We start from the raw sequence: 24,204 nt of genomic DNA, 5'->3' as shown, positions 1-24,204 counted from the left end.
CGGGTGCGGACGATTGGATGGAGCGCGCGCATGGTCATTGCACCTGTCGCCAGGACTGGCGTCCACATGGTCGGGGCAGATACAAGGGCTCCGATCCGGGGGCTTGGATCACCATGGAGCACCGGGCGGCCAGCGCGTCCTCGAGATCGTCGGGATCGGTTCCGCTCGCCAGCGGCGACACCCGGGGCGTGGTCATGGCTGCCACGTCCGTTACAGGTGCGGTACCCGAGGTATCGAGCTTGATCGCGCCCGTCGTGCTGTCGGGCGAACTGCCGCTTGGGGAGCCGACCCTGACATTCGTCAGCGCGGCCCCACCGGTCAAGGCATTGAGTCCATAGAGCCAGTTCTCGCCGCCCAGGCCGCAGATGTCGCCCCCCTGCGTGCCCGGCTGATAGGCGGGGAAGAACACGATGCCGCTCTCCACACGGGGATTGCCGACGAAACGCTCTCCCGAAGGAAGATCGATGTACCAGCCATCGTTCAACGCGGAGATCGAATTGGTGCTGCTCGCACGATAGCCGGCCGAGTCGCTGCCGACGGTCTGTTCGAGCAGGTCGGCGCGCCCAGCGACCGGCGCGCCCCGGTCGATGATCGCGTAGAACGTCTGCTGCGCGTTGTTGGCGTCATCGCCGACGAACGAGTAGCTGCCCGTGCCGAAATACACCATCGTGGCGGTGCCCGGGCCGGCGGCGGCATCCAGCCCTCCCATGATTGGCTGGCGCACGGCATTATCGCCGCTACCCGACGCGGCGACGAACAACGGCACCCCGTCGAACGCCACCGTTTCCGTGTTCAGGTCGAACTTCCACAGCGCCCCGTTGCGATCTCCTGCATAGACCGTATCGGCACGCCCGTCGCTGCCCATGGTCCAGGCGTTGCCTGCCGCATTGCGACGCTGACGGTCCACGACGACGATGTTGCCCAGGCCGTTATGCGCGGACGCATCGCTGGAGGTCTCGCTCGCCACGATGGTCGTCGCCGTGCCGTCCTCGAGATTTACCACGAACAGGGCGGCGTCATGCGAGCGGCTGTTGTAGCCGTTTCCGAAGACCACCTTCCAGGATGTGTCGGCACCGGTTCCAACAGGCACGATGATCGGCTTGCCCAGGACATGGCCGATGTTGCCGGAGATGGAATCGGCGCCGGTGATCAGGTCGTTGATCTCCCAGAGCACCTCGACGTCCTCGGGGTCGGTGACATCCAGGGCGAACACGCTGCGTCCACCGGCGCCGGCGGTTCCCACCATCACCGTGCGCCACTCTCCGCCGATGAAGGCATCGGAGATCGTGACCGGCCCATCGACGTAGTAACGGTGCTCGAAGCGCTGGGCTGCGCCATCGGCGGGATCGTAGCGGAACAGGAGATTGCCCAGATGCCCCAAGGCCGTGGCCGGCATGTAGGCGAAGACCTCGGCACCCGTCGCGCCATCGAACGCATGCAGCATGCCGTCGTTGGCACCGACGTACACCATCTGCCGTCCGGACGTCCGCTTGTTGGCGAGATAGGTCGCATAGCTCGACGCCAGGTCCCCACCGAGTGCGCGGTATCCGTAATCATCGACCGTCCGGACGACAGGCGATTCCTGGATCACCGCCCCCGCGGTCACCACGGGCGTGGAATTGACGATGTCGCCCAGCAGCTTCGTTCTCGAACGCAGCCTGCTGCCCTCCAGCGCCCTGTTGCCGCGCAGGTAGCTCACTGCATCGTCCAGCGACACTCCAAGGCCATTGATGCTCGATGCGCAGCGGGACGGGGCGAGCGGGCCGGCACACAGGTCCTCCAGGCCGATGCCCGCTGCCTGGAGATTGCTGGCGGTGAACTCGGCCACGGTTGGCCGCACCGAACTGCCCGTCCGTCCGAACAGGATGTTCCGGCTCGCATGCGCCGGCAACTGCGCATTGGCACGCCACGCCTCGGTCAGGGTGACCTGACCGCTCAGGGCATTGGACGACGCCCGGCTCGCGACCAGTTCGCCATACCAGTCGGTCGGAGGCGAGTCGCCCTGCGCCTCCGCGGTGTAGGACGGCACGACGCTGAGCGAACCCGCACCGATACGCGCGCCGGTCAGCGCGATGCTGCCGGAGGGCGTGGTGCCCTCACCGACCGAGGCCAGGATCCGCTTCATCGCCTCGGTGACCGCGGCCGGCGAACGGGCGTTGATCATCGCGCCACGCGCATTCAGCGTGGCATGCCACATTTCGTCGACGGCGTTCGGCGTGAGGTTCTCCCGATCGGTGTGCCAAGTCGGGGGCGAGACGAACGGATCCGGCGTGACGATGGACGGGTTGTTCGCGTCCGCCACGTAGCTCACGTCGAACAGGCGGCCTCGGGTACCCAGCGTGATGCCGTAGAAGTTCATGTGCAGGTTGGTCTGGCAATCCAGACGCGGATCCGGATTGTCGCTCGAGCACTGCGCCGGCACCGGCACGCTGTTGCTCTCAAGATCGGGCCGCAGGCTGTCCAGGTAGTACGGCACGACGATGTCGGCCATCGTGTTGCTGACGCTGTCGGCGAATGGCGCGGTAGGCATGCGTGTTCCGTCCAGATTGCCACCGACACTGGGGCTGGCGTCGTCGTTGATGTAGCCGTCGGTGAACAGCATGCCCGCATTCTTCTGGCACGAATACTGGACCGGCGCCCCCGCGTTGGTGCGCTTGAACTGTTGGCCCATGTGCTGGACGGCGCGCCGGTTCGGCGTGGAGTCGCTTGCACGCATCTGGTGGATTTCGGAGAACAGGACCGTGCGCTGCGCCGCATCGGACATGTCGCGCATCGCCACTTCGTTGCGGTTGTTGATCCGGAACCAGCCGACCCGCATCCGCGACACGCTGTTGAGCGCATTGGTCACCGAACCGATCAGACCCTCGCGCCGGGTGCGGTAATAGCTGAACCAGTTCGCGAAATTCTGCATGGCCGAATCGTAGGCGGCCTGGTTGCCGCCGAAGTTCGCCAGCTTGATCTCGTACTTGTACAGCGTACCGGGGGCGCCTCCCGCAGGATTGGTCACTTCGACCGGATCGGCCGTGTAACCGTAAGTCGCGGGCAGCGATGCCCTGTCGCGCAGGAAGAACGTCGCCGGGTAGTAACGGAACGCAAGCCTGCAAGACTGGTCGATGCGGGTCGATGCTGTGAGCGTGCGCCAGTTGTTGTTCGTCCCGCCGGGGAGGCCGGGCGTGCTGTTGCAGGTACCCCGTACCACCGTGCCCACCGGCAGCACCATCCCGGAGTGCACCTGGAAACGCCAGTAGTCGTTGTCGTTGCGTTCGATGTCGGCGGTCAGGTTCAGCGTACCGGTCATCTTGTTGTTCGAACCCGTCGGGCGCGGGTCGATGGGAGCCGATGCCGGATCGATCCGCGCCAGATAGTCCGAGCCGTCGCCGTTCTTCCACGGCTCATAACTCAACCTAGGGTCGAAATACGCGCTGTTGATGTCGGGCGAGCGCGCGAAACCGAAGGCATTGATCGGCGGGAAGGCGGACTTGTTGTCGCCGCGGTTACCAACCGGGAAACTGTAATAGAAGCGGAAGGCGTCGTTGTTCGTATCGGAGTAACCGTGTGCCGTTCCGGAGGTGTTGTAGAACCTGTTGTCCCTCCAGACGTAAACGCCGTCACGCGTATTGTTCAGCGTCTCCCAGATCATCGAACCGGAATCATCGAGCGCCATGATGAAGGATGTCGGGATGGTACGCGTCACGTTCAGCGGCGCCTGCGCCAGTTCCGGCGGTGCGGTCTGCGCCGTCGCCGTGAGCAGGTGGTAGCCGAGACCGCCGGCGGCCGCGAGTACGGCGAGGGCGAGCAGCTTGATGCGACGGGTCGCCATGGGGATGCCTCAGGGCCTGAAGATGGTGTCGACCGCCGCGTTGGCGTTCGCCGCCTCGTTGGTCGCGTAAATGGTGATCTGGAAAACCGGGTTGGGGTCTTCGCTCGCCGGTGCCCTGCCCTGCGCAAGGCTGCTGTTGCCGGAGATGCAGGCGCCGATCGCGCGGACCCGCACACGGTTGACCTGGGGCACATCAGTCGACAACGCATTGGCCCACGTGGTCGGATCGAACCCGTCATCGCAGGTCTGCTCCACATCGACGGTCTGGTCGGCACAGGTGCCGGTCCGGTTCACCAGCCCCTCGACGAAACACTCGCGACCACGCACATCGGCTTCGGCTGCCTGGAAGGCCAGATTGGTATTGCGGTAGTTGGCGGCCATCCGCTCCTGCAGTCCCGCCACCTGCATGCCGACGATGCCGATCAACGCCAGCAGCACGATCATGATCAGCGCGACATACAGCGCCGCCCCGCGCTGCCGCCGGGCCGTGGACAGGGTGTTTCTTGGCGTGGGCATGGTCATCGCTCAGTTGCCATAGAGACGGTTGCGCAGCGCGATCGAGGTTTCGTACACGGCGCGGTACCGGCCGTCGGACGGCACCGTCTGCGCCTCGCCGAACAGCCGCGGAGCGGCTTCGGCCGCAACGGCGGTCGCCGGATTCGGACTGACCGCCAGCAGCGCCACCTGCACCTGGCCGACCCGGCGCCAATCCGCGGCGGTCGTCCCCACATCACCGGCATCGCCCTGCTCCGCGATGAAGCCGGTCGGGTCCGATGCCGCGTTCTGGTCCATGCCATAACGCAGCTGCATGTTCTCGATGCCCTCGACCAGCTCCTCGCTGCTGGTCGAGCCATCGGCGGCAATCCGCGCACGCCACAGCGATGGCTGCCCCCCCGCACCGATCCCGATGTAGTAGACCAGTGCCTCGGCGCGGTACAGCAGCGCCGGACCGCCACCGGGATTTGTGCCATAAAGCGCGAGATCGTCGACCGCGGCCGGCGCCACCACCTGCCCCGCGCCCGAGTTCGTGCTGTCCGCCGCGAAAACATCCGCGTAGGTGCAGTCTGCGATGCCGAACAACTGCGGCGAGGCGACGCCGCCATCGGTCAGCGCCCCCCACTTGTCCGGGTCGATTTCCACGCTGAGCGTTGCGGCGTCGATGGCCGTGACCGGCACGCCATTCCCACGCAGAAAGCGCAGCACGAGACTGTCCGTACCCGCCACACGTGTCGGCGACAGCGTCAGGCCGGTCGGCGAGGCATCGTCGTAGCCCTCGATCGACCGCGCGAAATCCAGCACGCCGTCGGCGTCGAAATGCGACCTGAAGGCATTGTTGCCAAGCAGCCTGGCCTGGTCGTTCACGCAGCCGAAGTGGCCGGCCATGCGGATGTCGCGCTGCAGGAAGTCCATTGCAAAGCGGCCGTTCTCCTGGACCCGGCCCATGCCCTCGGACAGCTGGTAGGCCGCCCGGGATGCGGCGAACACCTGGACCATGCCAAGGACGAGGATGGTGCCGATGACCAGCGCGACCATCAGTTCGACCAGCGAGAGCCCTCGCATCGCCTGGGGCATCGAACGCTTCACAGGCGACTCCCGACCTCGAAGGTCTGGTTCTTCTCTGCCGCGCTCACTGCACCATCTCCGTCCTCGTCGTTCCAGCGCTCGTCGCCCCATGTGATCGCCACCGTCGCCTCGCCGTCGTCGTAGGACACCGTGGCGCTGGCGCCGCCGCCCAGGGCCGCGCCCAGCCGACACTGCCACACGCTGGCGAACGCGGTCGCACCGACGGCATCATCCGGCTCGCAGTCGTCGAGGTCGGTCGACGCCGTGTAGTTCCCGGCGTACTGCGCCGCGGCCAGGCGGTTGACCCGCATCTGGTCCAGCATGTCGTACGCGAGGTTGGTGGCCTGGGTGCGGTGGTTCGCGCTCTGGGTGAAGCGCACGTTCATCGTCTGCAGCAGCGCGAACCCCAGCATGCCGACGCCCATCACCAGGATCGCGATCATGACCTCGACCAGGCTGACGCCCTGCTGGTGAACACGCCCACTGAAGCGTCGGCCACTCATGCGCAGGCCTCCTTCGACAGCCGGGCCTGCCCGGTCACGTTGACCGACAGGCAGCGTGCTGGCGCTTCGGCATCATTCGGTGCGATGTCGATGCTCTGATCGCCGTCGGCCGAACGCCCCTGCACGGTGAAATCCAGACCACCCACGGGGCCGGTGACCGACATGCGGCCCACGCTCTGGACGTAGCGCACCGGCACCAGCGTGACGCCGTCGGCGCTCCGCTCCTGCCGCCAGACCAGCCAGCCGACCGACCAGTCGGTGCCGTCGGCGCAGGTCTCGCCATCCTCGGTCCGGCAGATGCCCGCCGGACCCAGCCCCTTCAGTGCCTCCGCACGGGCCAGCGCCAGCGACGCCATCAGCTCGTTGCTGGTGGTGGCGACGCGATTGGAACGCATCGCCTGCTGGAAGCTGGGCAGACCCAGGCTCAGCAGCAGCGCGGCAACAGCGACCGTCACCATCAGCTCGATGAGGGTGAATCCACGTTGGCGGCGGCGTGACGGCATGCGGGCGTTCCCCTAGGCTCGACCGGAAGCCTAGCCCCGCCGTCCCGGCGCGCAAGCGGCGACGGGATGAACGGTCGAACGGGACGGAGGGGCGGACCACCGCCGCTCCCCCTGCCGGCTGGCCCTGCCCTGGCGCGGGGCCGTGCCCGCCGCCGCGCGCCGATCCCGTTATGCGACCACGCGATAGCAGGGCCGGTACTCGCCGGCGATCTTCATCCGGCGCTGGGCGACGAAGCCCCGCAGCAGCTCGTCCAGCGCCTGCATCATGTCCGGTGCGCCATGGATCTCGAACGGACCATGCTGCTCGATCCGGCGCATGCCGTCTTCCTTGACGTTGCCCGCGACGATGCCGGAGAACGCCCTGCGCAGGTCGGCCGCCAGTGCCGACGCCGGCCTGCCATGGTGCAGGTCCAGCGCGGCCATCGCCTCGTGGGTCGGCACGAAGGGCTGCTGGAAGGCCAGCGGAATGTCCAGCGACCAGTTGAAGTAGAACGAATCCTTGTGCGCGATGCGCGACTCGCGCACCCGCTTGATGCCGGCCACCATCTTCTTGGCCACCGCCACCGGGTCGCCGATGACGATCTCGTAGCGCGAGGTCGCCGCCTCGCCCAGGGTCAGCTTCAGGAAACGGTCGATCTGCTCGAAGTACGGCGCGGCGATGGTCGGGCCGGTCAGGATCAGCGGGAACGGCAGCTCGGCGTTCTCCTCGCGCAGCAGGATGCCCAGCAGGTACAGGATCTCCTCCGCGGTACCGACGCCGCCCGGGAACACGATGATGCCGTGGGCCATGCGGACGAAGGCCTCCAGGCGCTTCTCGATGTCCGGCATGATCACCAGCTCGTTGACGATCGGGTTCGGCGACTCGGCGGCGATGATCCCCGGCTCGGTGATGCCGATGTAGCGGTTGGTGCGCTTGCGCTGCTTGGCGTGGGCGATGGTGGCGCCCTTCATCGGGCCCTTCATCGCGCCCGGGCCGCAGCCGGTGCAGATGTCCAGCCCGCGCAGTCCCAGCTCGTAGCCGACCTGCTTGGTGTAGATGTACTCGTCGCGCGAGATCGAATGCCCGCCCCAGCACACCACCAGGTTCGGGTCGGCCGGGTGCAGCGCGCGCGCGTTGCGCAGCAGGCCGAACACCGCATCGGTGACGCCCGGCGAGGTGGACAGGTCGGTCGCGCCGTCCTCGCCCAGCTCGATCGCGGTCCAGGCCAGGTCGCGCACGGTGGCGAACAGCAGCTCGGCCACGCCGCGGATGATCTCGCCCTCGACGAAGGCCATCGCCGGCGCGTTGACCAGATCGATGCGGACGCCGCGGTCCTGCTGGGTGACCTGGATGTCGAAGTCCGGGTACAGGTCGCGCGCCGCGCGCGGATCGTCGCTGGCGCTGCCGCTGGTCAGCACCGCCAGCGCGCAGCGGCGCAGCAGCTCATGCATGCCACCGCTGGACGCATCGCGCAGCCGCGCCACTTCCTTCCTCGACAGCACGTCCAGGCCGCCACGCGGGTAGATGCGTGCGTCCTGTACCGGCAGCGTGCTGGAAACCTTCTCGCTCATGTCTTCTCATCCTGCGTGTCGTGCCGGTCGGCGACTGTACCCCAGCCCCATGCCGGGTGCACCGCCCCACAAAAAGAAACGGCCGGGTTTCCCCGGCCGTCGCTCATGTCACGTACTGATCCTGACCGGCATCAGAACTTGTAGCGGAAGCCCAGCTGCAGCGACCACTGGGAGACACCCTGGTCGATGCTGTCGCGGGTGTTCTGCACGGCAGGCCTGTCGATGCTCGCCTCGTTGAACGAGTAGACGTACTTGCCCTGGTACATGCCCACAGCCGAGGCGATGCCCTTGTTGGCGAAGAAGCCGTAGTCGTAGATATGGCCCCAATCCTTGTTGATGAGGTTACCCACGTTCATGACGTCCAGCCAGATTTCCGACTTGTGCCCCTTGAAGAAGCCGGGCAGCTCCTGGCTGATGCGCACGTCGAAGCTGTTGATCCACTCGCCGCGCGCGCCGTTGCGCGGGGTCACGCCACCTGCATAGCGACCCAGCTCCGGATTGCGCTCGAGGTAATCGAAGAAGGCCTGCTCCATCGCCGGATCGGCGGTGAACACGCCCGCGCTGCTCAGCGAACCGAACAGCACGTCGCCCGGGCCGCTAGGCACGTAGAACAGGTCGTTGAAGCTGTAGCTGTCGCCGTTGGCATCGTTGCGGAACACGAAGCTGTACGGACGACCAGTACGGCCTTCATAGAACACGCCAACGGAGGTCTTGTAATCACCGAAGAACGCATGGCGCCAGTTCAGGCTCGCGGTCAGACGGTCCTTGATCTCGTAACGGGAGGTTCCGATCTCGGCCGCGTTCGCTTGGAAGTTGTAGTTGTAGCGCCAGGTCGAGTTGGCCGTCGAGGACGTCATGTCGCTGATCTGATCGGCGTTGGTGTAGGTGTAGCCGACATTCCACGACCAGTCACTGCCCTCCATCCACGGCCGCTGCAACGCAACGGTGAACTGCTGGCTCTTGCCGCCATCCTCGTTGTCGAGCAGATACACCTGCTCAAAGCGGGTGTCGCGGTTGTAACGGTTGGTCGCGGTGGTCCAGCTGCGGCCGACACGGTTCGGGTTGTAGTAGATCTCGCGGCCATCCTGACCGGTGACCAGCGACTCGCCGATGTTCAGGTGCTTGTAGACCAGACCGGTCTTGTTCTTGGTCAGCAACAGTTCCGCCGATGCGACGATGCCGTACCAGGGCAGCTCATGATCGAACGCCAGGTTCGCCTTCCAGATCGAAGGCTGCTCGAAATCCGGGCTGACCATGTTGACCGTCATCGCACCATTGTTGGTGCTGCCACCCGGGCGCACCTGGCCACTACCGATCGGCTCGTACGGGTAGTTGCCCGGATTGACGTCATCCTCGATACCGTACTGACCATAGGCAGACAGTGCCGCGCCGGTGTTGCTGAACGCGTTGCTGATCCACACCTGCGGGGAAACGCCGCGGAACAGGCCGATACCACCGCGCAGCTGGGTCGGGCGGTCGCTGTCGAAGGTGTAGTTGAAGCCGAAGCGCGGCTGGATCAGGTACTCGTCCTTGCCCAGCACGTTGCTGTTGTCGAAACCGAACGCCTGCTGCGCGGTGGCGTTGAACACCGGCGCACCCTTGACGTCAGGCTTGTCGGCGCGCAGGCCGAAGTTCAGCGTCAGGTTGTTGTTGACGTACCACGTGTCCTGGATGAAGAAACCCAGCTCCTGGTACTCGAAGTTGCCGGCGATGTCGTTGTACTCGAGACCAACGCGCGGCATGTTGAGCTGGTAGTTGCTCCAGTAGCCGTTGGCGAAATTGTCCAGCCCGTAGAAGCTGTACGCACCGTACAGATACTGGTTGAACATGTTGTACACCTCGTTGGTGCTGTAATCGGCACCGAACTTGATGTCATGGTTGCCCAGCGTCAGCACGCCGGCACCGTAGGCGGTCTTGGTCTTGGTCGCCAGCGCGTTCATCGGCGTGCTGATGTCCGGACCGAACTGGATGTACGCACCGGTCGGCGCATCGACGGTGCCGTCGAAATAGATGCGAACGTTGGCCAGGTCGTACGGGGTGACGCGAGTCGAGGCGTAATCGCGATACGACGCTTTCAGCTCGGTGGAGAAGATGTCGGACCAGTCGCTGAACAGCTGCGCGACATAGTTCTCGATGGTCTTTTCCTGCTGGTAGTACGACGAACTCAGGCTGATGATCGTGCCGCTGGTGTTCGGCGTACGCAGCTGGCTCTGCTCGACCTTGCTGTAACGCAGGCTGGCGCGGTGGTTGTCGGTGATGTTCCAGTCAACCTTGAACGCGTACTCCTCCAGGGTCGTGCTGCCATCGACATTGCCGGTGCCGCCGATGTCGATGCCATGCTCGCTCTGCGCAAGGCGGATCGCCTCATCGACCTGGGCCTGACTGATGGCGCCTGTACCCAGCGCACTGTCGGCCAGGCTCGCGCCGGGGGCCTTCCATTCCTGCTTTTCGTAGTTGGCGAAGAAGAACAGCTTGTCCTTCACCAGCGGGCCACCGAAGGTCACACCGTAGGTCTGCTCCTTCTCGAATCCGTTGAACACCTTGCCGGTCGGGTCGTCACCGAACCAGTCGCCGTCACGGTACATGCCGTAGACCGAACCATGGAACTCGTTGGTGCCCGACTTGGTCACCACGTCCACGACGGCGCCGGTGGCACCGGTGATCGTCACATCGTAGCTGGACAGGTCGACATTGATCGCCTCCAGAGCCTCCATCGCCACCGGCTGACGCTGGGTCGGCAGGTTGTTGGCTTCCAAGCCGAAGGTATCGCTGACCGAAACACCGTCGACGCGGATCGCGTTGTAGCGCGGATTCTGACCGCCGGCGGAAATGGTGCCCTCGGCCTTGTTGGTCTGCGCGATGCGCGGATCGAGACGGATGTAATCCTGGATGTTGCCGCCAGCAGAGGGCAGCGCCTCGATGGTCTGGCGGTCGACGCTGGTGCCCGCACCCATCTTGGTCGCGCTGAACACCTCCGAGCCGCCGGCAAAGCCGACCGCGGTCACCGTCTCAAGCGTGGCGATGTCGCCCGTGAGCGCCGCATTGACGGTGGCCGTCTGCGCCAAGGTCAGGTAAACGCCTTCCTCGGTCTTGGTGCCCTCACCCGGCTTGGTGATGGTGATGGTGTACGGACCGCCGACGCGCAGGCCGCGCGCGTTGTAACGGCCGGCAGCATCGGTGGTGGCGCGGCTGACCGTGCCCGACTCGGTGTGCGTGATGACGACTTCGGCGCCGACAACGGGCTGGCCGCTGTTGGAGAGGACAGTACCGCCGACGCCGGCAGACGTGCTCTGGGCGAAGGCGGGGGCGGCGGCGAGTGCGGCGACCAAACCCAGGGTGAGTTTGGACATCCGGAGTCGACGGGAATCGGTCATGACAATAAGCCTCGTGGCTGTAAGGATGGCGTTGAATGCGACATGCCCTGAACGGGCGGCAAACGAATGGCTGCCCTGCGGGAACCGATCACAGGGGTTAACATCAGGTTAACATGTTAGTGTCGGTGTGTGACCGACACATGACAAATAATTATTGCGACGCAGCAACGTCGAGACTGTTGCCGGTCAGCGGGCCATCCCGGCCAGGTAGGTCGACAGGCCGTCCAGCAGCATCTGCACCGAGATCGCGACCAGCAGCATGCCCATGAGCCGCTCCACGGCGGTCAGCGCACGCCGGCCCAGCAGCCGGTAGAGCAGCGGCGAAGCCATCAGGATCGCCGCGGTCGCTCCCCAGGCAAGCAGCAGCGCCAGGCTCCACTCGCCCAGGCGATCGGGCTCGTTGCTGCCCATCAGCATCACTGCGGCCATGCCGGACGGGCCGGCCACCAGCGGGATCGCAAGCGGAACGATGAAGGGCTCGCCATCCGGGATTTCGCCCATCAGCCCCTCGGGACGGGGAAAGATCATCCGGATGCCGATCAGGAACAGGACGATGCCGCCGGCGATCGCCACCGACTCCTGGCGCAGGTGCATCAGTTCCAGCGCGAACTTGCCCCCCCACAGGAAGGCCATCAGCACGCCCAGCGCGATCAGCAGCTCGCGGGCGATGACGATCCGTTGCCGCTTGGGCGGCAGCGGCTTGAGCACGCTGAGGAAGACCGGCACGTTGCCGAGCGGATCCAGGATCAGGAACAGCAGCAGGGCCGCCGAGAGGATGGTCACGGCACGGGCTGCCAGATGGTGCCGCGGTGCTCGGCGCCCGAAGATGACAGCAGGGTGACACAGGCGGCAGCGTAATCGGCCGGCGCACGCGCCTCGCGGTCCTGGTCGTCGGCGTAGGCCTTGGCCCGCAGCGGCGTGCGCATCGGCCCGGGCCGCAGCCCGCTCACGCGGACCTGGCCGCCGGCCAGCTCCGCCGCCAGCATGCCGACCAGGGCGCACAGGCCATGCTGGGCCACGCCATAACCGCCCCAGTACGCCTGCCCCACCCGGACCGGATCGTCGACCGCCAGCACCACGGCGGCATCGTCGGCCTGCCGCAGCAGCGGCAGGCAGGCCTGGACCAGCCACCAGGGCGCGGTCAGGTTCACATGGATGGCGCGCGCGAACGCGGCCGGATCGACGTGCTCCAGCGGCGTCAGCCCCCGGAACTCCGCCGCACAGTGCAGGATGCCGTCAAGTCGCCCGAGCTCTGTACCGAGACGATCAGCCAGCTCCGCGTAATCGTCCGGCGAGGCGCCCTCGAGATCGAGCGGGTACAGCAGCGGCTCGGCCCCGCCGGCCTGCGCAACCGCGTCATAGACGCGATTGAGCTTGGGCAGTTTGCGCCCGAGCAGCACCAGGGTCGCGCCGGACTCGGCACAGGCGCGGGCGGCCGCGCCGCCCAACCCACCGTAGGCGCCGGTGACCAGGATCACGCGCCCGGCCAGCGGGCGCGGCGCCGCAACCGGCAGATCGAGCAGGTTCATTGCGACTGCGCCTCGCTCACCATGCGCTGCAGTTCGCCGGACTCGAGCAGCTCGAGCGTGATCTCGCAGCCGCCGATCAGCTCGCCATGGAGGAACAGCTGGGGGAAGGTAGGCCAGTTCGAATAGCGCGCGAGGTTGGCGCGGATTTCCGGCTCCTCGAGCACGTTGATCGTGTGCAGCTGGGCCGCGCCGGCGGCCTGCAGCGCCTGCACCGCACGCCCGGAGAAGCCGCACATCGGATACGCCGGCGTCCCCTTCATGAACAGCACGATCGCATGCTGTTCCACTTCGGCCTGGATCCGCTCCATCACCGCCATCGCCACTCTCCTGGACGACGGGCCAGGGCACGTCGTCGGCTACACTGAAACCGCAATTGTAAGCCCTGTGCGTCGCCGCGCCGACGCCCGTCCGAGGAATCCATGCCGATCGCACTGCCCGACCTGCCGTACTCCCCTGCTGCGCTGGAACCGCACCTGTCGCGCGCGACCGTGGAACTGCACTACCGCGGGCACCATGGCGGGCACGTGGAGGCGCTCAACCGCCTGCTGCCGGGCTCGGGCCTGGACGAGCTGCCGCTCGAGGAGATCGTGCGCCGTGCCAGCGGCCGGCTGTTCGAGGAGGCGGCGCAGGCCTGGAACCATGCCTTCTACTGGAACTGCATGATGCCGCGCGGCGGTGGCGATCCCAGCGGACGGATCGCCACGTTGATCGTCGGGCAGTTCGGCGACCTCCCGCGCTTCCGCGAGGAGTTCGAGCGGATGGCGCTCGGCCTGACCGGCTCCGGCTGGATCTGGCTGGTGCAGCGCGCCGACGGCAGCCTGGGCCTGGTCGTCACCCCGAACGCGGGCACGCCATTGACCGGAAGCGACGTGCCGGTGCTGGCCTGCGACCTGTGGGAACACGCGTACTATCTGGACCGGCAGAACGCCCGCGGCGACTACCTGAAAGCCTGGTGGGCCGTGGTCGACTGGAACGCCGCCAACAAGCGTCTGCGCTGACCCGATCCCAGGTCAGGCCTCACCTTCTATGACGATAGCGACGGGGCGCACGCGCCCCGTCGGTCACTCATGCGCCGCGCAGCACCGCCGCCGGTGGTGCCACCTGATCCTGGCGCCCCAGCGCAGCGCCAACCCGTTCCAGCGCATCGGCCAGCGCCTGCGGCGTATCGGCGCGCAGCGTGGCATGGCCGACCTTGCGGCCGTCGCGCGGCTGCTTGCCGTAGTCGTGCCAGTGCCCGCCGGCTTCGGCCAGCATCGGCGCGGCATCGGGCATCGCGCCGATCCAGTTCAGCATGCAGGCGTGGCCGCGCATCGCGGTGCTGCCCAGCGGTAGGCCGAGCACGGCGCGCAGATGGTTCTCGAACTGCGAGGTTTCGGCACCCTCGATGGTCCAGTGGCCGGAGTTGTGCACGCGCGGCGCCATCTCGTTGGCCAGCAGTTCTTCGCCGCGGCAAAACAGCTCCAGCGCGAACACGCCGACGTAATCCAGACGCTCCGCCAACGCCCGCGCATGCACGATCGCCCGCTCCTGCAGCGCTGCATCGGCCGGTGCGGGCGCCAGGCTGGCCGACAGCACGCCGTCGACATGCCAGTTCTGGGTCAGCGGCCAGGCACGGAACTCACCATCGCGGCCGCGCACGGCAACCACGCTGACTTCGCGATCGAACGGCACGAAGGCCTCGGCGATCAGGCCGACCGTGGCCGCCTGCGCACCAAGTGCCTCCCAGGCCGCATCGGCATCGGCGCGCGAGCGGATCCGGAACTGGCCCTTGCCGTCGTAACCCAGCCGGCGGGTCTTGACGATGCAGGGCACGCCGACCGCATCCAGCGCGGCGTCCAGCCCGGCGCGGTCATCGATCGCGGCGAACGCCGGCACCGGAATGCCGAGTTCGCGGAACAGCGTCTTCTCGGCCAGCCGGTCCTGGGCCACGGCCAGCGCATCCGGGTTCGGATACACAGGCACGCGCGCCGACAGCTGCGCGGCACTGGCCGCAGGCACGTTCTCGAAATCGAAGGTGGCCACGTCGACCGCTTCGGCGAAGCGCGCCAGGGCGTCGGCTTCGTCGAAACCACCACGCAGCAACGGCGCGGCATCGCCGGCGCAGGCGTCTTCGGCCGGATCCAGCACCAGGAAGCGCAGACCGAGCGGCACGCCGGACAGCGCGAGCATGCGCGCCAGCTGGCCACCGCCAAGGATCCCCACCGTGGGGCGTGTCGTCGCGTTCACCGTCATCCCCTGCTTACTGACGCGGATCGTCGTGCGCCATCACGTCGTCGGTCTGGCGCTGGCGGAACGCATCCAGTGCGGAGGCGATGGCCGGATGGTCGGCGGCCAGCAGCGCGCCGGCGAACAGGCCGGCGTTGGCCGCGCCGGCATTGCCGATCGCGAAGGTGGCCACCGGAATGCCGGCCGGCATCTGCACGATCGACAGCAGCGAGTCCATGCCGTTCAGCGCCTTGCTCTGCACCGGCACGCCCAGCACCGGCACCGCGGTCTTGGAGGCCAGCATGCCCGGCAGGTGGGCCGCACCGCCGGCACCGGCGATGATCGCGCGCAGGCCGCGCGACTGCGCCGTGGCGGCATAGTCGAACAGCACATCCGGGGTGCGGTGCGCCGAGACCACGCGGACCTCGTAGGGCACGCCCAGCGCATCGAGCTTCTGCGCGGCGTGCTGCATGGTGTCCCAGTCGGAACGTGAGCCCATGACCAGACCGATCAGGGGATTCGCGGGCGTGTTGGGCTGGGCTGGCATGGCCGTCCTCGGTGACAAGGCCGTATTCTAGCCGCCTTGACCCGCGATACGACCGGACCCATGGACCGCAAGCTGCTCGACCTGCTGTGCTCGCCCGACACCCGCCAACCGCTGGCGCTGCTGGATTCCCGTGGCCTGGAGGCGCTGAACCGCGCCATCGCCGCCGGCCAGGTCCTGCGTGGCGACGGCCAGCCACAGCGCGATGCGCTGCGCGAAGCGCTGGTCACCCGCGACCGTCGCCAGGTCTACCGGGTCGACGACGGCATCCCGGTGCTGCTGGTCGAGGAGGCGATCGCCACCGCCCAGATCGCCGACTTCCCGCCCGCCTGACCCGTGTCGCCGGCCGCCCTGCCCGTCCCGGATCCACACCAGGTCGAGGCCGACGTCCGCCGTGCCCTGGCCGAGGACCTCGGCAGCGGCGACGTCACCGCCGCCCTGCTGCCCGACGTCCCCGAGCGGGCCTACCTGCTGTGCAAGCAGGATGCGGTGATCGCCGGACGCCCGTGGTTCGATGCCTGCCATCGCGCACTGGATCCCGACGTGATCATCGACTGGCAGGTCAATGAGGGCGACCACGTCCGCGCCGGCACCGTGCTGGCGCTGCTGCGTGGCCGCAGCCGCGCCCTGGTCAGTGCCGAGCGCACCGGCCTGAATTTCCTGCAGACGCTGTCGGCGACCGCGACGGCGACGGCCCGCCATGTCGCCGCCGTTGAAGGCACCGGCACACGCATCCTCGACACCCGCAAGACCCTGCCCGGCCTGCGCCTGGCGCAGAAGTACGCGGTGCTGGCCGGCGGCGGCCACAACCACCGGATCGGCCTGTACGACACGGTGATGCTCAAGGAAAACCACATCCGCGTGGCCGGCTCGGTCGCCGCGGCCATCGCCGCCGCACGCACCGCGCAGCCCGGGTTGCCGCTGGTGGTCGAGGTCGAAACGCTCGATCAGCTGCGCGAGGCGCTGGAGGCCGGCTGTGACCGGATCCTGATCGACGATTTCTCCGCCGACGACCGCCGTCAGGCGGTGGCGATCGCCCGCGCGGCCCCGTGGCAGGGTCGCATCCCGCTCGAAGTCTCCGGCAGCGTGGGGCTGGAAGGCCTGCGCGCGATCGCGGAGGACGGAGTCGATTACGTGTCGATCGGCGGCCTGACCAAGCACGTCCAGGCCATCGATCTGTCGATGAAACTGGGACCGCCACCGGCCTGACCGCAGCCACGTCGTTGCCGCCGCACCGGTCCGACCGGCGCGGCAATGCGATGAGGCGGGTCACCGCCAGACCGCCTTCAACGCGCGCTGCCCGCGCCGTCTGACCGCTCCACGACTGCTGCGGGCGTGTCGCTGATCTGCAAGGTCGAAGCCGTCGTACACGGTAGGCCACCACGTCTGCCGGACGTCGTCGATGCGCCCCCACTCGCTCAAGCGGCCGAACGCCTGAAGCGCGCACGCAACGCCGGGGCGCTGGCGCGCGCTCGACTGCGGGCTGTCCAGCACGTGGCCCCAGCACGGATCACGCTGCTTCCACCGCCCGTCGCTAAGCTCCGGACAGCCCCACGGTGGAAGATCCATGCGTCCTGTTCGTACTGCATGTCTGTTCGTGCTGGCCCTCGCCGCAATCCCCGATCTCGGACATGCCCACGAAGTCTGCGACCTGCCACCCCGCCATGGGGTCAGCGCGCAGGCAGCGGCGATCGTGCGCAGTGCGTGTCGCGAGCATCTGCTCTGGCGCCGTCCCTTCATCGATGCGGACGGCCGCCTGGCCAGCCTGGGCGTCACCGAGGCCGAGCGCGTCCGGCTCGACGCCGGCGACCAGCCGGCCTGGCAGCGCGTGGCGATGTACTGGCGCGACAGCGGCACCCTGCAACCGATGGCCAGCGAGGGGACGCCGGGAGCCGCCAGCTGCCTGGCCCCGCACGGCGAGCGCGCCACCGACAGCGACTGCCGGGCGTTCCTGATCGATACCCCATGGTCGGCGGCGTTCGTGTCCTGGGTGATGCGTGATGCCGGCCTGACCACGTTCACCCGCTCGGCGCGCCACATGGACTACATCGCCCGCGCGTACCGCACGCCGCCCACGGGACCTTACCGCTTTGCCGATCCGGCCCAGGAGAAAGCCGCGCCCGGCGACCTGCTCTGCCACCTGCGTGGCGCTGGTCCCGTGCGAGGCGGCAGCGGCCTGCGCGCCGCGCTGGACGGGCAGTCGCCGGCAGCATGGCAATCGCACTGCGACATCGTCGTCGCGGCCAATCCAGGCGGCGACCGTCTGCTGTACCTGATCGGCGGCAACGTGCTCAACGCCGTCACCATGCGCAAGCTGCCGCTGGACCGCAGCGGCCGCCTGCAACCGGAGGTCTTCGCGCTTCCTGGCGCCACGACGGGGTATCCGGACGGCAGCGGCATGGAGGACCTCGATACGACGGAATGCCGGCCCGGCAACGCGGCGGGCTGCAGCTTCAACCGCCGCGACTGGGCGGCCCTGCTCAAACTGCTGGACATCCCGCCGTCGACGCCGGAGCCAACAACGTCAGCCGAGCATGCCGCTCCGGCCTCCGCACCGGCGGCGCCGGAGCCGACGACGCTGCCGGCACCAGCTCCGACAGCGAGCGACGTCCCTGGATCCATCCGCCCCCGGTAAGCCGCTGGCAACTCCGGCCCCGACCCGGCATCGGTCTTCGCCATTCGAGCCCCTGAAGCCGCCCGCACCGGGCCCCGACATTGCAGCGCCTGCGTCGTGCCACGCGCGATCAGCCTGGCCCGCCGGTCGCAGCGCGCGGCCGACATCTTCCGGCGCCTCGCTCAGCACCACGCCAGCCGCCACCTGACACGACCGCAACGACCAGCGCGGAGATGCGCCGCGGCCAGCCACGACTGGGCGACACCGACGGCCGCCACCCAACGCCGCAACCTCTATCCCACGCGCAACCGGACGCCTAGACTGCGCGCATGCCCAGTCTGATCCTGCTGATGATTGCCGGTGCGGCCGCCTTCGCGTTCTGGAACGCCGCGCGCGCGGCGGCCGAGCGTGCCGAAGTGCTCGGTCGCAATGCCTGTGTGGCCGCTGACGTGCAGCTGCTGGACCAGAGCGTGCAGGCGAGCGGGTTGCGCCTGTACCGCCGCGAGGATGGCTGGCTGGGCCTGGAACGCAGCTTCCGTTTCGATTATTCCCGCGATGGCATCGAGCGCCACAGCGGGCGGCTGGTGCTGCGTGGCGGCGAGCTCGTCGGCTTCGTCGGCCCCTCCTCGGGCGCACGCATCATCCCGCTCGAACGACGCGAGTAGTTCCGCGCGGCGCCTGTGCGCCATTTCAATCCAAGCGCACGGGACCAGCCGGCCGCCTTGCCGCGCGCGGCCGATCCTCGAATCGCATGCACGCGGCGTCAGGCATGCAGGCATCCCATCCACACTCCGTGCCGGATGAACACTCTTGCTGCCCGCGTCGCACGGCCACGCAGGCCGCGAAGTGGAATACGACTGTCGTACGACGGACAGCCCCGGCACGCGCAGCATGCCGGGGCTGTCTTCGGAACGTCAGGAGATCGCCATCATCGCGACCATGCGCAGATGTCGTACGGCTACTTGACCACGCGCAGGTGCGGTCGCTTGCCTGCACCCGGATCGCTCGGCTGCTCGGGCGGCGAACCCGATGGGGGCGAATCCGGATCGTCGCCCGGGGTCCCGGTCGGGATGCCCTCATCGGGCAGCACCATGCCCTGCCCGGTCTCGCGCGCATACACGGCCAGCACCGCACCGACCGGCACGTTCACCGGTTGACTTACGCCACCGAAACGTGCGGTGAAGCCGATCCAGGCATTGTCGATATGCAGCCCGACCACCGCACGGTCGGCGATGTTCAGCACGACCCGCCCTTCATGGATGGCGCTGACCGGCACCTGCACCCCGGCGACCGTCGCGTCAACCAGGATGTGCGGCGTCATGCCGTTGTCGTTGATCCATTCGGCAAGCGCCCGTAGCAGGTACGGGCGGTAACTCGTCATCGGCGGGGTCTGGTCAGTCATGCGCACAGTGTACGGCGTGGACCCGGAGCCGGTCCTGAAGCGATGCCGTCAGAGCGGCGGCAGGTCGCGCAGCCGCTTTTCCTGGTCGGTCAGGCTGCGCATGAAACCAGGATTGCGGAAGATCCGGTTGCCGTAGTCCTCGATGGCCTTGCTGTCCTTGGGCAGCGGCACGTCCAGCGCATGCAGCCGCCAGATGATCGGCGCCATCGCGCAGTCGGCCAGGCTCATTTCCGGATTGAGGAAGAACTTGCTTGCCTTGAACAGCGGCAGCGACTCGGTCAGCAGTTCCTTGAGCCGCTTGCGGCCGGCCTCGGCCTGCTGCTTGTTGCCCAGCTGGATCGCCTGCACCTGGGGCACCCAGTCGTGCTCGATCCGCAGCATCGCCAGACGCAGACGCGCGCGGGAGAGCGGATCGACCGGCATCAGCGGCGGATGCGGATACCGCTCGTCCAGGTACTCGCTGACCACCGACGCGGCGTACAGCACCAGCTCGCGCTCGACCAGGGTCGGCACCGAGTGGTACGGATTGAGATGCATCAGGTCCTCGGGCGGACTCTGCGGATCCACCGGCACCAGGTCGTAGGTGACGCCCTTGGCGGCCAGCACCAGCCTGACCCGATGACACAGCACGTCATCGACCGAGGAGAACAACGTCAAGGTATTGCGCATGCGCACACTCGCTGCCATCTAGGCCTCCGACGACCGGAATCCGCCGGCCGCACCCGACGCCGCCGGCCCCTCGCCTGCGGTCGTCATACGTTCCGAGTGTGCATTTCCGCGAACGAAAAGCCAATAGTTCAGCCGCCCACAAACGACAAAGGCCACGCCCCTCGCGGAGCGCGGCCTCAGGGGCCCTTCTTAATGCACGTCCTTCCAGTATTCCTGCTTGAGCAGCCAGGCCAGGAAGGTCAGGCCGATCAGGAACAGGATCACCCACACGCCCAGCGCCTGGCGCTTGAGCGCGGCCGGCTCGCCGGCGTACTCGAGGAAGTTGGTGATGTCGCGCGCGACCTGATCGAACTCGACCGCCGAAAGACGGCCGGCCTGGGTCACCTTCAGGCGCTCCGGATGGCGCTCGCCGGTGGCCGCGTCCGGCTCACCGAACTCGGCATGCTGCAGGCCCTGCAGCTCCCACAGCGGGTTGGGCATCGAGGCGTTCGGGAACAGGGTGTTGTTCCAGCCCAGAGGCCGCGACTCGTCCAGGTAGAACGACTTGAGGTAGGTATAGACCCAGTCGCTGCCGCGCACGCGCGAGATCAGGCTCAGGTCCGGCGGCATCTTGCCGAACCATTTCTCGCCCTCGGCCGGCGTCATCGCCACGTGGATCTGCTCGCCGAACTTGGCACCGGTGAAGTTGAGGTTGGTCATCACCTCGTCTTCGGTCAGGCCCAGGTCCTCGGCCATCCGCGAGTAACGCAGGTACTTCACCGAGTGGCAGCCGGAACAGTAGTTCATGTACAGCTGGGCGCCGCGCTGCAGCGAGGCCCGGTCGGACAGGTCGTTGCCAGCCTGCTGGGTCGGCCCGCCGGCCGCGGCCAGGGCGGCAGCGGAGAACAGGAGCCCGGTCGCAGCTGCGGCTAGCAGGGCAATCCATTTCTTAGTCATGCGTGGTCACCCGTTCCGGCACCGGCTTGGTCCTGTCCAGCTTGGTCCACAGCGGCATGGTCAGGAAGAAAAGGAAGTAGTAGAGCGTCAGGAAGCGGCCGACGATGGTCTCGACCGGGTCCGTACCCGGGCCGGCGCCGATCTTGCCCAGCCAGATGAAGGCCACCGCGAACACGCCCAGCAGCAGCTTCGACATCAGCCCGCGGTAGCGGTACGACTTGACCTTGGCGCGGTCCAGCCACGGCACCAGGAACAGGATCGCGATCGCACCGAACATCACCAGCACGCCACCGAGCTTGTCGGGGACCACGCGCAGCATCGCGTAGTACGGCGTGTAGTACCACACCGGCTTGATGTGCTCGGGAGTGACCAGCTTGTTGGCCTCGGTGAAGTTGTCGTGCTCGAGGAACCAGCCGCCGAACGCAGGCGCGAAGAAGATGATGAAGGCGCCGATGATCAGCAGGAAGCAGACGTAGAACGCATCCTTGACCGTGTAGTACGGGTGGAACGGCACGCCATCGGCCGGGGCGGTCGGCGACCAGCGGTTGCCCTTCGGGCCCTTCTTGATCTCCACGCCGTCCGGGTTGTTCGAACCCACCTCGTGCAGCGCGCCCAGGTGCAGCACGACCAGCAGCAGCAGCACCAGCGGCAGCGCGATCACGTGCAGGGCGAAGAAGCGGTTGAGGGTGGCGTCGCTGGGCAGGTAGTCGCCCATGATCCACTCGGTCAGGCCGTTGCCGATCACCGGGATCGCGCCGAACAGCGAGATGATCACCTTGGCGCCCCAGAACGACATCTGGCCCCACGGCAGCACGTAGCCCAGGAAGGCCTCGGCCATCAGCACCAGATAGATCAGCATGCCCAGGATCCACACCAGCTCGCGTGGCTTCTGGTACGAGCCGTACATCAGGCCGCGGAACATGTGGATGTAGACCACGATGAAGAACAGCGAGGCGCCGGTGCTGTGCATGTACCGGATCAGCCAGCCCCACTCCACGTCGCGCATGATGTACTCGACCGAGGCGAAGGCTTCCGCCGCGCTCGGTTTGAAGTGCATCGTCAGGAAGATGCCGGTCAGGATCTGGTTGACCAGCACCACCATCGACAGCACGCCGAAGATGTACCAGATGTTGAAGTTCTTCGGCGCGTAGTACTCGGTCATGTGCTTGCGGTACATCGGCGCGAGCGCCGGTGCACGAGCGTTGACCCAGTCCATCACGCCGTTGGCGGTCTTGATGAGGATGTTGTTCGCCATGGCTTACGCAGCCCCCTGCGGATCGACACCGATGACGATGGTGTTGTCATCCTGGTAGTAGTGCGGCGGCACGACCAGATTGGTCGGCGCCGGCACGCCCTGGAACACCCGCCCGGCCATGTCGAAGCGCGACTTGTGGCACGGGCAGAAGTACCCGCCCTTCCATTCCGGGTCGTAGGGCTCGGGCTTGATCTCCGCGGCCATTTCCGGCGAGCAGCCCAGATGCGTGCACAGGCCGACCAGCACCGAGATGTCGGGCTTGATCGAGCGCAGCTCGGGGTTGGCCTGCTGCACGTAGGCGGGCTGCTGGTCCGCGTTCTCCGACTTGGGGTCGCGCAGGTGGCTGTCCAGCGTCGGCAGTGCGTCGAGGATCGCCTTGGAGCGCTTGACGATCCAGATCGGCTGACCACGCCACTCCAGGATCAGGCGCTGGCCTTCCTGCAGGGCACTGATGTCGGCCGTCACCGGCGCGCCGGCCAGCTTGGCCCGTGCGCTGGGATTCCAAGACTTGATGAAAGGAACAGCGGCAAATCCGGCACCTACGGCCCCGACCACTACTGTGGTCGCGGTCAGGAACCGGCGGCGTCCCGTGTTCACGGGCGCTTTGACCTCATCGTTTGCCATCCGGCACTCCGAGAATCTTCAGATTGGTAGCGTTGGCTGCCTGCGGTCGTCCCCGGCCGCATAAGACCAAAGAAGTGTAAGGGAAGCTTCGTTCAGCGGACAATGGCACAAATTGACCATGCTGCAAGCCTTGCAAGGCCTCCGCAGCATGCTCAGTGCGCCGATGCAAGAACGCCCCGATAGCGTTCGGCCAGCACCCCGACCCGCTGCACGTAACGCTGGGTCTCGCTGTACGGGGGCACGCCCTTGTGCCGGTCGACCGCGCCTTCGCCGGCGTTGTAGCCGGCAGCCGCCAGGGTCAGGTCGCCGTTGAAACGACGCAGCAGCCAGGCCAGGTACTGCACGCCGCCGCGGATGTTTTGCGTTGCGTCATAACTGTCGGTGACGCCGAAGCGGCGCGCGGTCGGCGGCATCAGCTGCATCAGCCCCTGGGCGCCGGCATGCGACAGCGCGGTCGGGTTGAACGCGGACTCGGCATGGATGATGGCCCGCACCACCGCCTCCTCCACCCCGAACTCGCGGGCCGCCGCGGCGATCTCGTTGCGGTACGCGTCGGTATTGAGGTGGACCGTCGCGAAGCTCACGCCCGGCCGCACCCCGCAGGCGTAGCAGGTCTCGATGAAGCTGTAGGCGATCGTGCGGACCTCGCCGCTGGCCAGCCCTGCGGGCGGGCGGCTGCTGAAGTGGCGTACGCCATCTCGGGTGTAGGCATAGACCTGGCCGGTGACGCGACGTTGCGGCGCGTTGGAGGGCGACTTCAGCGGGCCCGGCGGCAGTGGCGCGGGCGAGACCCGCATCTGGCTGGCCGGCTGCTCGGCCGGCGTGGCCGCGGTCACGGCCGCAGGAGTGGCCCGCGGTGCCGGCGACTGCCGGCGGTCCGGCGTGTAGCGGCTGAACACCGCACAGTCGGCGCCGGCGATGCGGCGGTTGACGTAATTGGCGACGCCCTGTTCGTCCACGCAGCGATACAGCGTGCTGGCGGCTGCCGGCACGGCGGCGCCCGCCAGCAGCAGCGACAAGAGCAGTATCCCCGGCATCCCCTTCATGGCGCGGAGTGTCCCAGAGTCGTGCGGCCTTGCCAAGCCATTGTCCGACAAGCGGAAAAGCTCCAC

23 protein-coding genes are annotated in these 24,204 nt (G+C 67.4%); 5 read left to right on the top strand and 18 right to left on the bottom strand.

Features of this window, described 5'->3' with window-relative positions; translation table 11 throughout:
* Positions 1 to 34: 34 nt before the first annotated feature.
* The 10 genes from IB242_RS02450 to grxD form a co-directional block, all read right to left on the bottom strand.
* Positions 35 to 3,820, bottom strand: a complete 3,786-nt coding sequence (locus IB242_RS02450) for a PilC/PilY family type IV pilus protein (protein ID WP_192275601.1) — start codon at positions 3,818 to 3,820, stop codon at positions 35 to 37.
* A gap of 9 nt (positions 3,821 to 3,829) precedes the next feature.
* Positions 3,830 to 4,342, bottom strand: a complete 513-nt coding sequence (locus IB242_RS02445; RefSeq protein ID WP_343237071.1) for a PilX N-terminal domain-containing pilus assembly protein — start codon at positions 4,340 to 4,342, stop codon at positions 3,830 to 3,832.
* A gap of 3 nt (positions 4,343 to 4,345) precedes the next feature.
* Positions 4,346 to 5,380: a PilW family protein gene (locus tag IB242_RS02440; protein WP_192277639.1), complete on the bottom strand. Its 1,035-nt coding sequence runs from the start codon at positions 5,378 to 5,380 to the stop codon at positions 4,346 to 4,348.
* A gap of 20 nt (positions 5,381 to 5,400) precedes the next feature.
* Complete coding sequence (gene pilV / locus IB242_RS02435; RefSeq protein WP_192275600.1) at positions 5,401 to 5,886, bottom strand: type IV pilus modification protein PilV; 486 nt, start codon at positions 5,884 to 5,886, stop codon at positions 5,401 to 5,403.
* Positions 5,883 to 6,389, bottom strand: coding sequence for a GspH/FimT family pseudopilin (locus IB242_RS02430; protein ID WP_192275599.1), 507 nt, complete (start codon positions 6,387 to 6,389; stop codon positions 5,883 to 5,885). The genes pilV and IB242_RS02430 overlap by 4 nt, the downstream gene beginning before the upstream one ends.
* 168 nt (positions 6,390 to 6,557) lie before the next feature.
* Positions 6,558 to 7,940, bottom strand: a complete 1,383-nt coding sequence (ppnN, locus tag IB242_RS02425; RefSeq protein WP_192275598.1) for a nucleotide 5'-monophosphate nucleosidase PpnN — start codon at positions 7,938 to 7,940, stop codon at positions 6,558 to 6,560.
* 131 nt (positions 7,941 to 8,071) lie between these two features.
* The gene (locus IB242_RS02420) at positions 8,072 to 11,290 is read right to left on the bottom strand and encodes a carboxypeptidase regulatory-like domain-containing protein (protein WP_192275597.1); all 3,219 of its coding nucleotides are present in this window, start codon (positions 11,288 to 11,290) and stop codon (positions 8,072 to 8,074) included.
* A gap of 210 nt (positions 11,291 to 11,500) precedes the next feature.
* Positions 11,501 to 12,097, bottom strand: a complete 597-nt coding sequence (locus tag IB242_RS02415; protein WP_192275596.1) for a YhgN family NAAT transporter — start codon at positions 12,095 to 12,097, stop codon at positions 11,501 to 11,503.
* Positions 12,094 to 12,843, bottom strand: coding sequence for an SDR family NAD(P)-dependent oxidoreductase (locus tag IB242_RS02410; protein ID WP_192275595.1), 750 nt, complete (start codon positions 12,841 to 12,843; stop codon positions 12,094 to 12,096). The genes IB242_RS02415 and IB242_RS02410 overlap by 4 nt, the downstream gene beginning before the upstream one ends.
* On the bottom strand, positions 12,840 to 13,160 hold the full coding sequence (gene grxD, locus IB242_RS02405; RefSeq protein ID WP_192275594.1) for a Grx4 family monothiol glutaredoxin: 321 nt from the start codon (positions 13,158 to 13,160) through the stop codon (positions 12,840 to 12,842). Before grxD ends, IB242_RS02410 begins: the two co-directional genes overlap by 4 nt.
* Positions 13,161 to 13,262: 102 nt before the next feature.
* On the opposite strand from grxD, the gene IB242_RS02400 reads away from it, so the two are divergent.
* Positions 13,263 to 13,841, top strand: a complete 579-nt coding sequence (locus IB242_RS02400) for a superoxide dismutase (RefSeq protein ID WP_192275593.1) — start codon at positions 13,263 to 13,265, stop codon at positions 13,839 to 13,841.
* 67 nt (positions 13,842 to 13,908) lie between these two features.
* Here the strand turns inward: IB242_RS02400 and IB242_RS02395 are convergent, their stop codons facing one another.
* On the bottom strand, positions 13,909 to 15,069 hold the full coding sequence (locus IB242_RS02395; protein WP_343237070.1) for a 5-(carboxyamino)imidazole ribonucleotide synthase: 1,161 nt from the start codon (positions 15,067 to 15,069) through the stop codon (positions 13,909 to 13,911).
* A gap of 13 nt (positions 15,070 to 15,082) precedes the next feature.
* Positions 15,083 to 15,595 carry a 5-(carboxyamino)imidazole ribonucleotide mutase gene (gene purE / locus IB242_RS02390; RefSeq protein ID WP_192275591.1) on the bottom strand — a complete coding sequence of 171 codons (513 nt, stop codon included), beginning with the start codon at positions 15,593 to 15,595 and terminating at the stop codon, positions 15,083 to 15,085.
* A gap of 60 nt (positions 15,596 to 15,655) precedes the next feature.
* On the opposite strand from purE, the gene IB242_RS02385 reads away from it, so the two are divergent.
* The 4 genes from IB242_RS02385 to IB242_RS02370 all read left to right on the top strand — a co-directional run bounded on the left by IB242_RS02385 (position 15,656) and on the right by IB242_RS02370 (position 18,871).
* Entirely contained in the window at positions 15,656 to 15,925 is a 270-nt protein-coding gene (locus tag IB242_RS02385) for a Trm112 family protein (protein ID WP_192275590.1), read from the top strand.
* A gap of 3 nt (positions 15,926 to 15,928) precedes the next feature.
* The gene (nadC, locus tag IB242_RS02380; protein WP_192275589.1) at positions 15,929 to 16,801 is read left to right on the top strand and encodes a carboxylating nicotinate-nucleotide diphosphorylase; all 873 of its coding nucleotides are present in this window, start codon (positions 15,929 to 15,931) and stop codon (positions 16,799 to 16,801) included.
* Between the two features lie 358 nt (positions 16,802 to 17,159).
* A complete protein-coding gene (locus IB242_RS02375) occupies positions 17,160 to 18,227 on the top strand; it encodes a DUF2272 domain-containing protein (protein ID WP_192275588.1) in 1,068 nt (355 codons plus the stop codon).
* Between the two features lie 308 nt (positions 18,228 to 18,535).
* The gene (locus IB242_RS02370) at positions 18,536 to 18,871 is read left to right on the top strand and encodes a DUF3301 domain-containing protein (protein WP_192275587.1); all 336 of its coding nucleotides are present in this window, start codon (positions 18,536 to 18,538) and stop codon (positions 18,869 to 18,871) included.
* A gap of 293 nt (positions 18,872 to 19,164) precedes the next feature.
* Here IB242_RS02370 and IB242_RS02365 read toward each other — a convergent pair whose 3' ends face one another.
* The 6 genes from IB242_RS02365 to IB242_RS02340 all read right to left on the bottom strand — a co-directional run bounded on the left by IB242_RS02365 (position 19,165) and on the right by IB242_RS02340 (position 24,138).
* On the bottom strand, positions 19,165 to 19,608 hold the full coding sequence (locus IB242_RS02365) for a ClpXP protease specificity-enhancing factor (protein WP_192275586.1): 444 nt from the start codon (positions 19,606 to 19,608) through the stop codon (positions 19,165 to 19,167).
* A 48-nt stretch (positions 19,609 to 19,656) separates the two neighbouring features.
* Positions 19,657 to 20,295, bottom strand: coding sequence for a glutathione S-transferase N-terminal domain-containing protein (locus IB242_RS02360; protein ID WP_192275585.1), 639 nt, complete (start codon positions 20,293 to 20,295; stop codon positions 19,657 to 19,659).
* A gap of 171 nt (positions 20,296 to 20,466) precedes the next feature.
* Positions 20,467 to 21,213, bottom strand: coding sequence for a cytochrome c1 (locus IB242_RS02355; RefSeq protein WP_192275584.1), 747 nt, complete (start codon positions 21,211 to 21,213; stop codon positions 20,467 to 20,469).
* Entirely contained in the window at positions 21,206 to 22,468 is a 1,263-nt protein-coding gene (locus tag IB242_RS02350) for a cytochrome bc complex cytochrome b subunit (protein ID WP_192275583.1), read from the bottom strand. Before IB242_RS02350 ends, IB242_RS02355 begins: the two co-directional genes overlap by 8 nt.
* Positions 22,469 to 22,471: 3 nt before the next feature.
* A complete protein-coding gene (gene petA / locus IB242_RS02345) occupies positions 22,472 to 23,092 on the bottom strand; it encodes a ubiquinol-cytochrome c reductase iron-sulfur subunit (protein WP_192275582.1) in 621 nt (206 codons plus the stop codon).
* Positions 23,093 to 23,244: 152 nt separating this feature from the next.
* Positions 23,245 to 24,138, bottom strand: coding sequence for a lytic transglycosylase domain-containing protein (locus tag IB242_RS02340; RefSeq protein ID WP_192275581.1), 894 nt, complete (start codon positions 24,136 to 24,138; stop codon positions 23,245 to 23,247).
* Positions 24,139 to 24,204: the final 66 nt, after the last annotated feature.

This window comes from Xanthomonas sp. XNM01, assembly GCF_014851915.1.
Lineage (GTDB): Bacteria > Pseudomonadota > Gammaproteobacteria > Xanthomonadales > Xanthomonadaceae > Pseudoxanthomonas.
Note: the sequence above shows the minus strand (reverse complement) of the source record. Positions and strands in the feature narration are given on the sequence as shown.

What these genes read in the sequence shown, in the direction of transcription:
- IB242_RS02445 (WP_343237071.1), bottom strand. Translation starts at nt 4,342, where the DNA reads ATGACCATGCCCACGCCAAGAAACACCCTGTCCACGGCCCGGCGGCAG.
- purE (WP_192275591.1), bottom strand. Translation starts at nt 15,595, where the DNA reads ATGCCAGCCCAGCCCAACACGCCCGCGAATCCCCTGATCGGTCTGGTC.
- petA (WP_192275582.1), bottom strand. Translation starts at nt 23,092, where the DNA reads ATGGCAAACGATGAGGTCAAAGCGCCCGTGAACACGGGACGCCGCCGG.
- IB242_RS02385 (WP_192275590.1), top strand. Translation starts at nt 15,656, where the DNA reads ATGGACCGCAAGCTGCTCGACCTGCTGTGCTCGCCCGACACCCGCCAA.
- IB242_RS02420 (WP_192275597.1), bottom strand. Translation starts at nt 11,290, where the DNA reads ATGTCCAAACTCACCCTGGGTTTGGTCGCCGCACTCGCCGCCGCCCCC.
- IB242_RS02360 (WP_192275585.1), bottom strand. Translation starts at nt 20,295, where the DNA reads ATGGCAGCGAGTGTGCGCATGCGCAATACCTTGACGTTGTTCTCCTCG.
- IB242_RS02375 (WP_192275588.1), top strand. Translation starts at nt 17,160, where the DNA reads ATGCGTCCTGTTCGTACTGCATGTCTGTTCGTGCTGGCCCTCGCCGCA.
- IB242_RS02400 (WP_192275593.1), top strand. Translation starts at nt 13,263, where the DNA reads ATGCCGATCGCACTGCCCGACCTGCCGTACTCCCCTGCTGCGCTGGAA.
- IB242_RS02370 (WP_192275587.1), top strand. Translation starts at nt 18,536, where the DNA reads ATGCCCAGTCTGATCCTGCTGATGATTGCCGGTGCGGCCGCCTTCGCG.
- grxD (WP_192275594.1), bottom strand. Translation starts at nt 13,160, where the DNA reads ATGGCGGTGATGGAGCGGATCCAGGCCGAAGTGGAACAGCATGCGATC.
- IB242_RS02410 (WP_192275595.1), bottom strand. Translation starts at nt 12,843, where the DNA reads ATGAACCTGCTCGATCTGCCGGTTGCGGCGCCGCGCCCGCTGGCCGGG.
- IB242_RS02355 (WP_192275584.1), bottom strand. Translation starts at nt 21,213, where the DNA reads ATGACTAAGAAATGGATTGCCCTGCTAGCCGCAGCTGCGACCGGGCTC.
- IB242_RS02450 (WP_192275601.1), bottom strand. Translation starts at nt 3,820, where the DNA reads ATGGCGACCCGTCGCATCAAGCTGCTCGCCCTCGCCGTACTCGCGGCC.
- IB242_RS02430 (WP_192275599.1), bottom strand. Translation starts at nt 6,389, where the DNA reads ATGCCGTCACGCCGCCGCCAACGTGGATTCACCCTCATCGAGCTGATG.
- IB242_RS02340 (WP_192275581.1), bottom strand. Translation starts at nt 24,138, where the DNA reads ATGAAGGGGATGCCGGGGATACTGCTCTTGTCGCTGCTGCTGGCGGGC.
- ppnN (WP_192275598.1), bottom strand. Translation starts at nt 7,940, where the DNA reads ATGAGCGAGAAGGTTTCCAGCACGCTGCCGGTACAGGACGCACGCATC.
- IB242_RS02365 (WP_192275586.1), bottom strand. Translation starts at nt 19,608, where the DNA reads ATGACTGACCAGACCCCGCCGATGACGAGTTACCGCCCGTACCTGCTA.
- pilV (WP_192275600.1), bottom strand. Translation starts at nt 5,886, where the DNA reads ATGAGTGGCCGACGCTTCAGTGGGCGTGTTCACCAGCAGGGCGTCAGC.
- IB242_RS02350 (WP_192275583.1), bottom strand. Translation starts at nt 22,468, where the DNA reads ATGGCGAACAACATCCTCATCAAGACCGCCAACGGCGTGATGGACTGG.
- IB242_RS02440 (WP_192277639.1), bottom strand. Translation starts at nt 5,380, where the DNA reads ATGCGAGGGCTCTCGCTGGTCGAACTGATGGTCGCGCTGGTCATCGGC.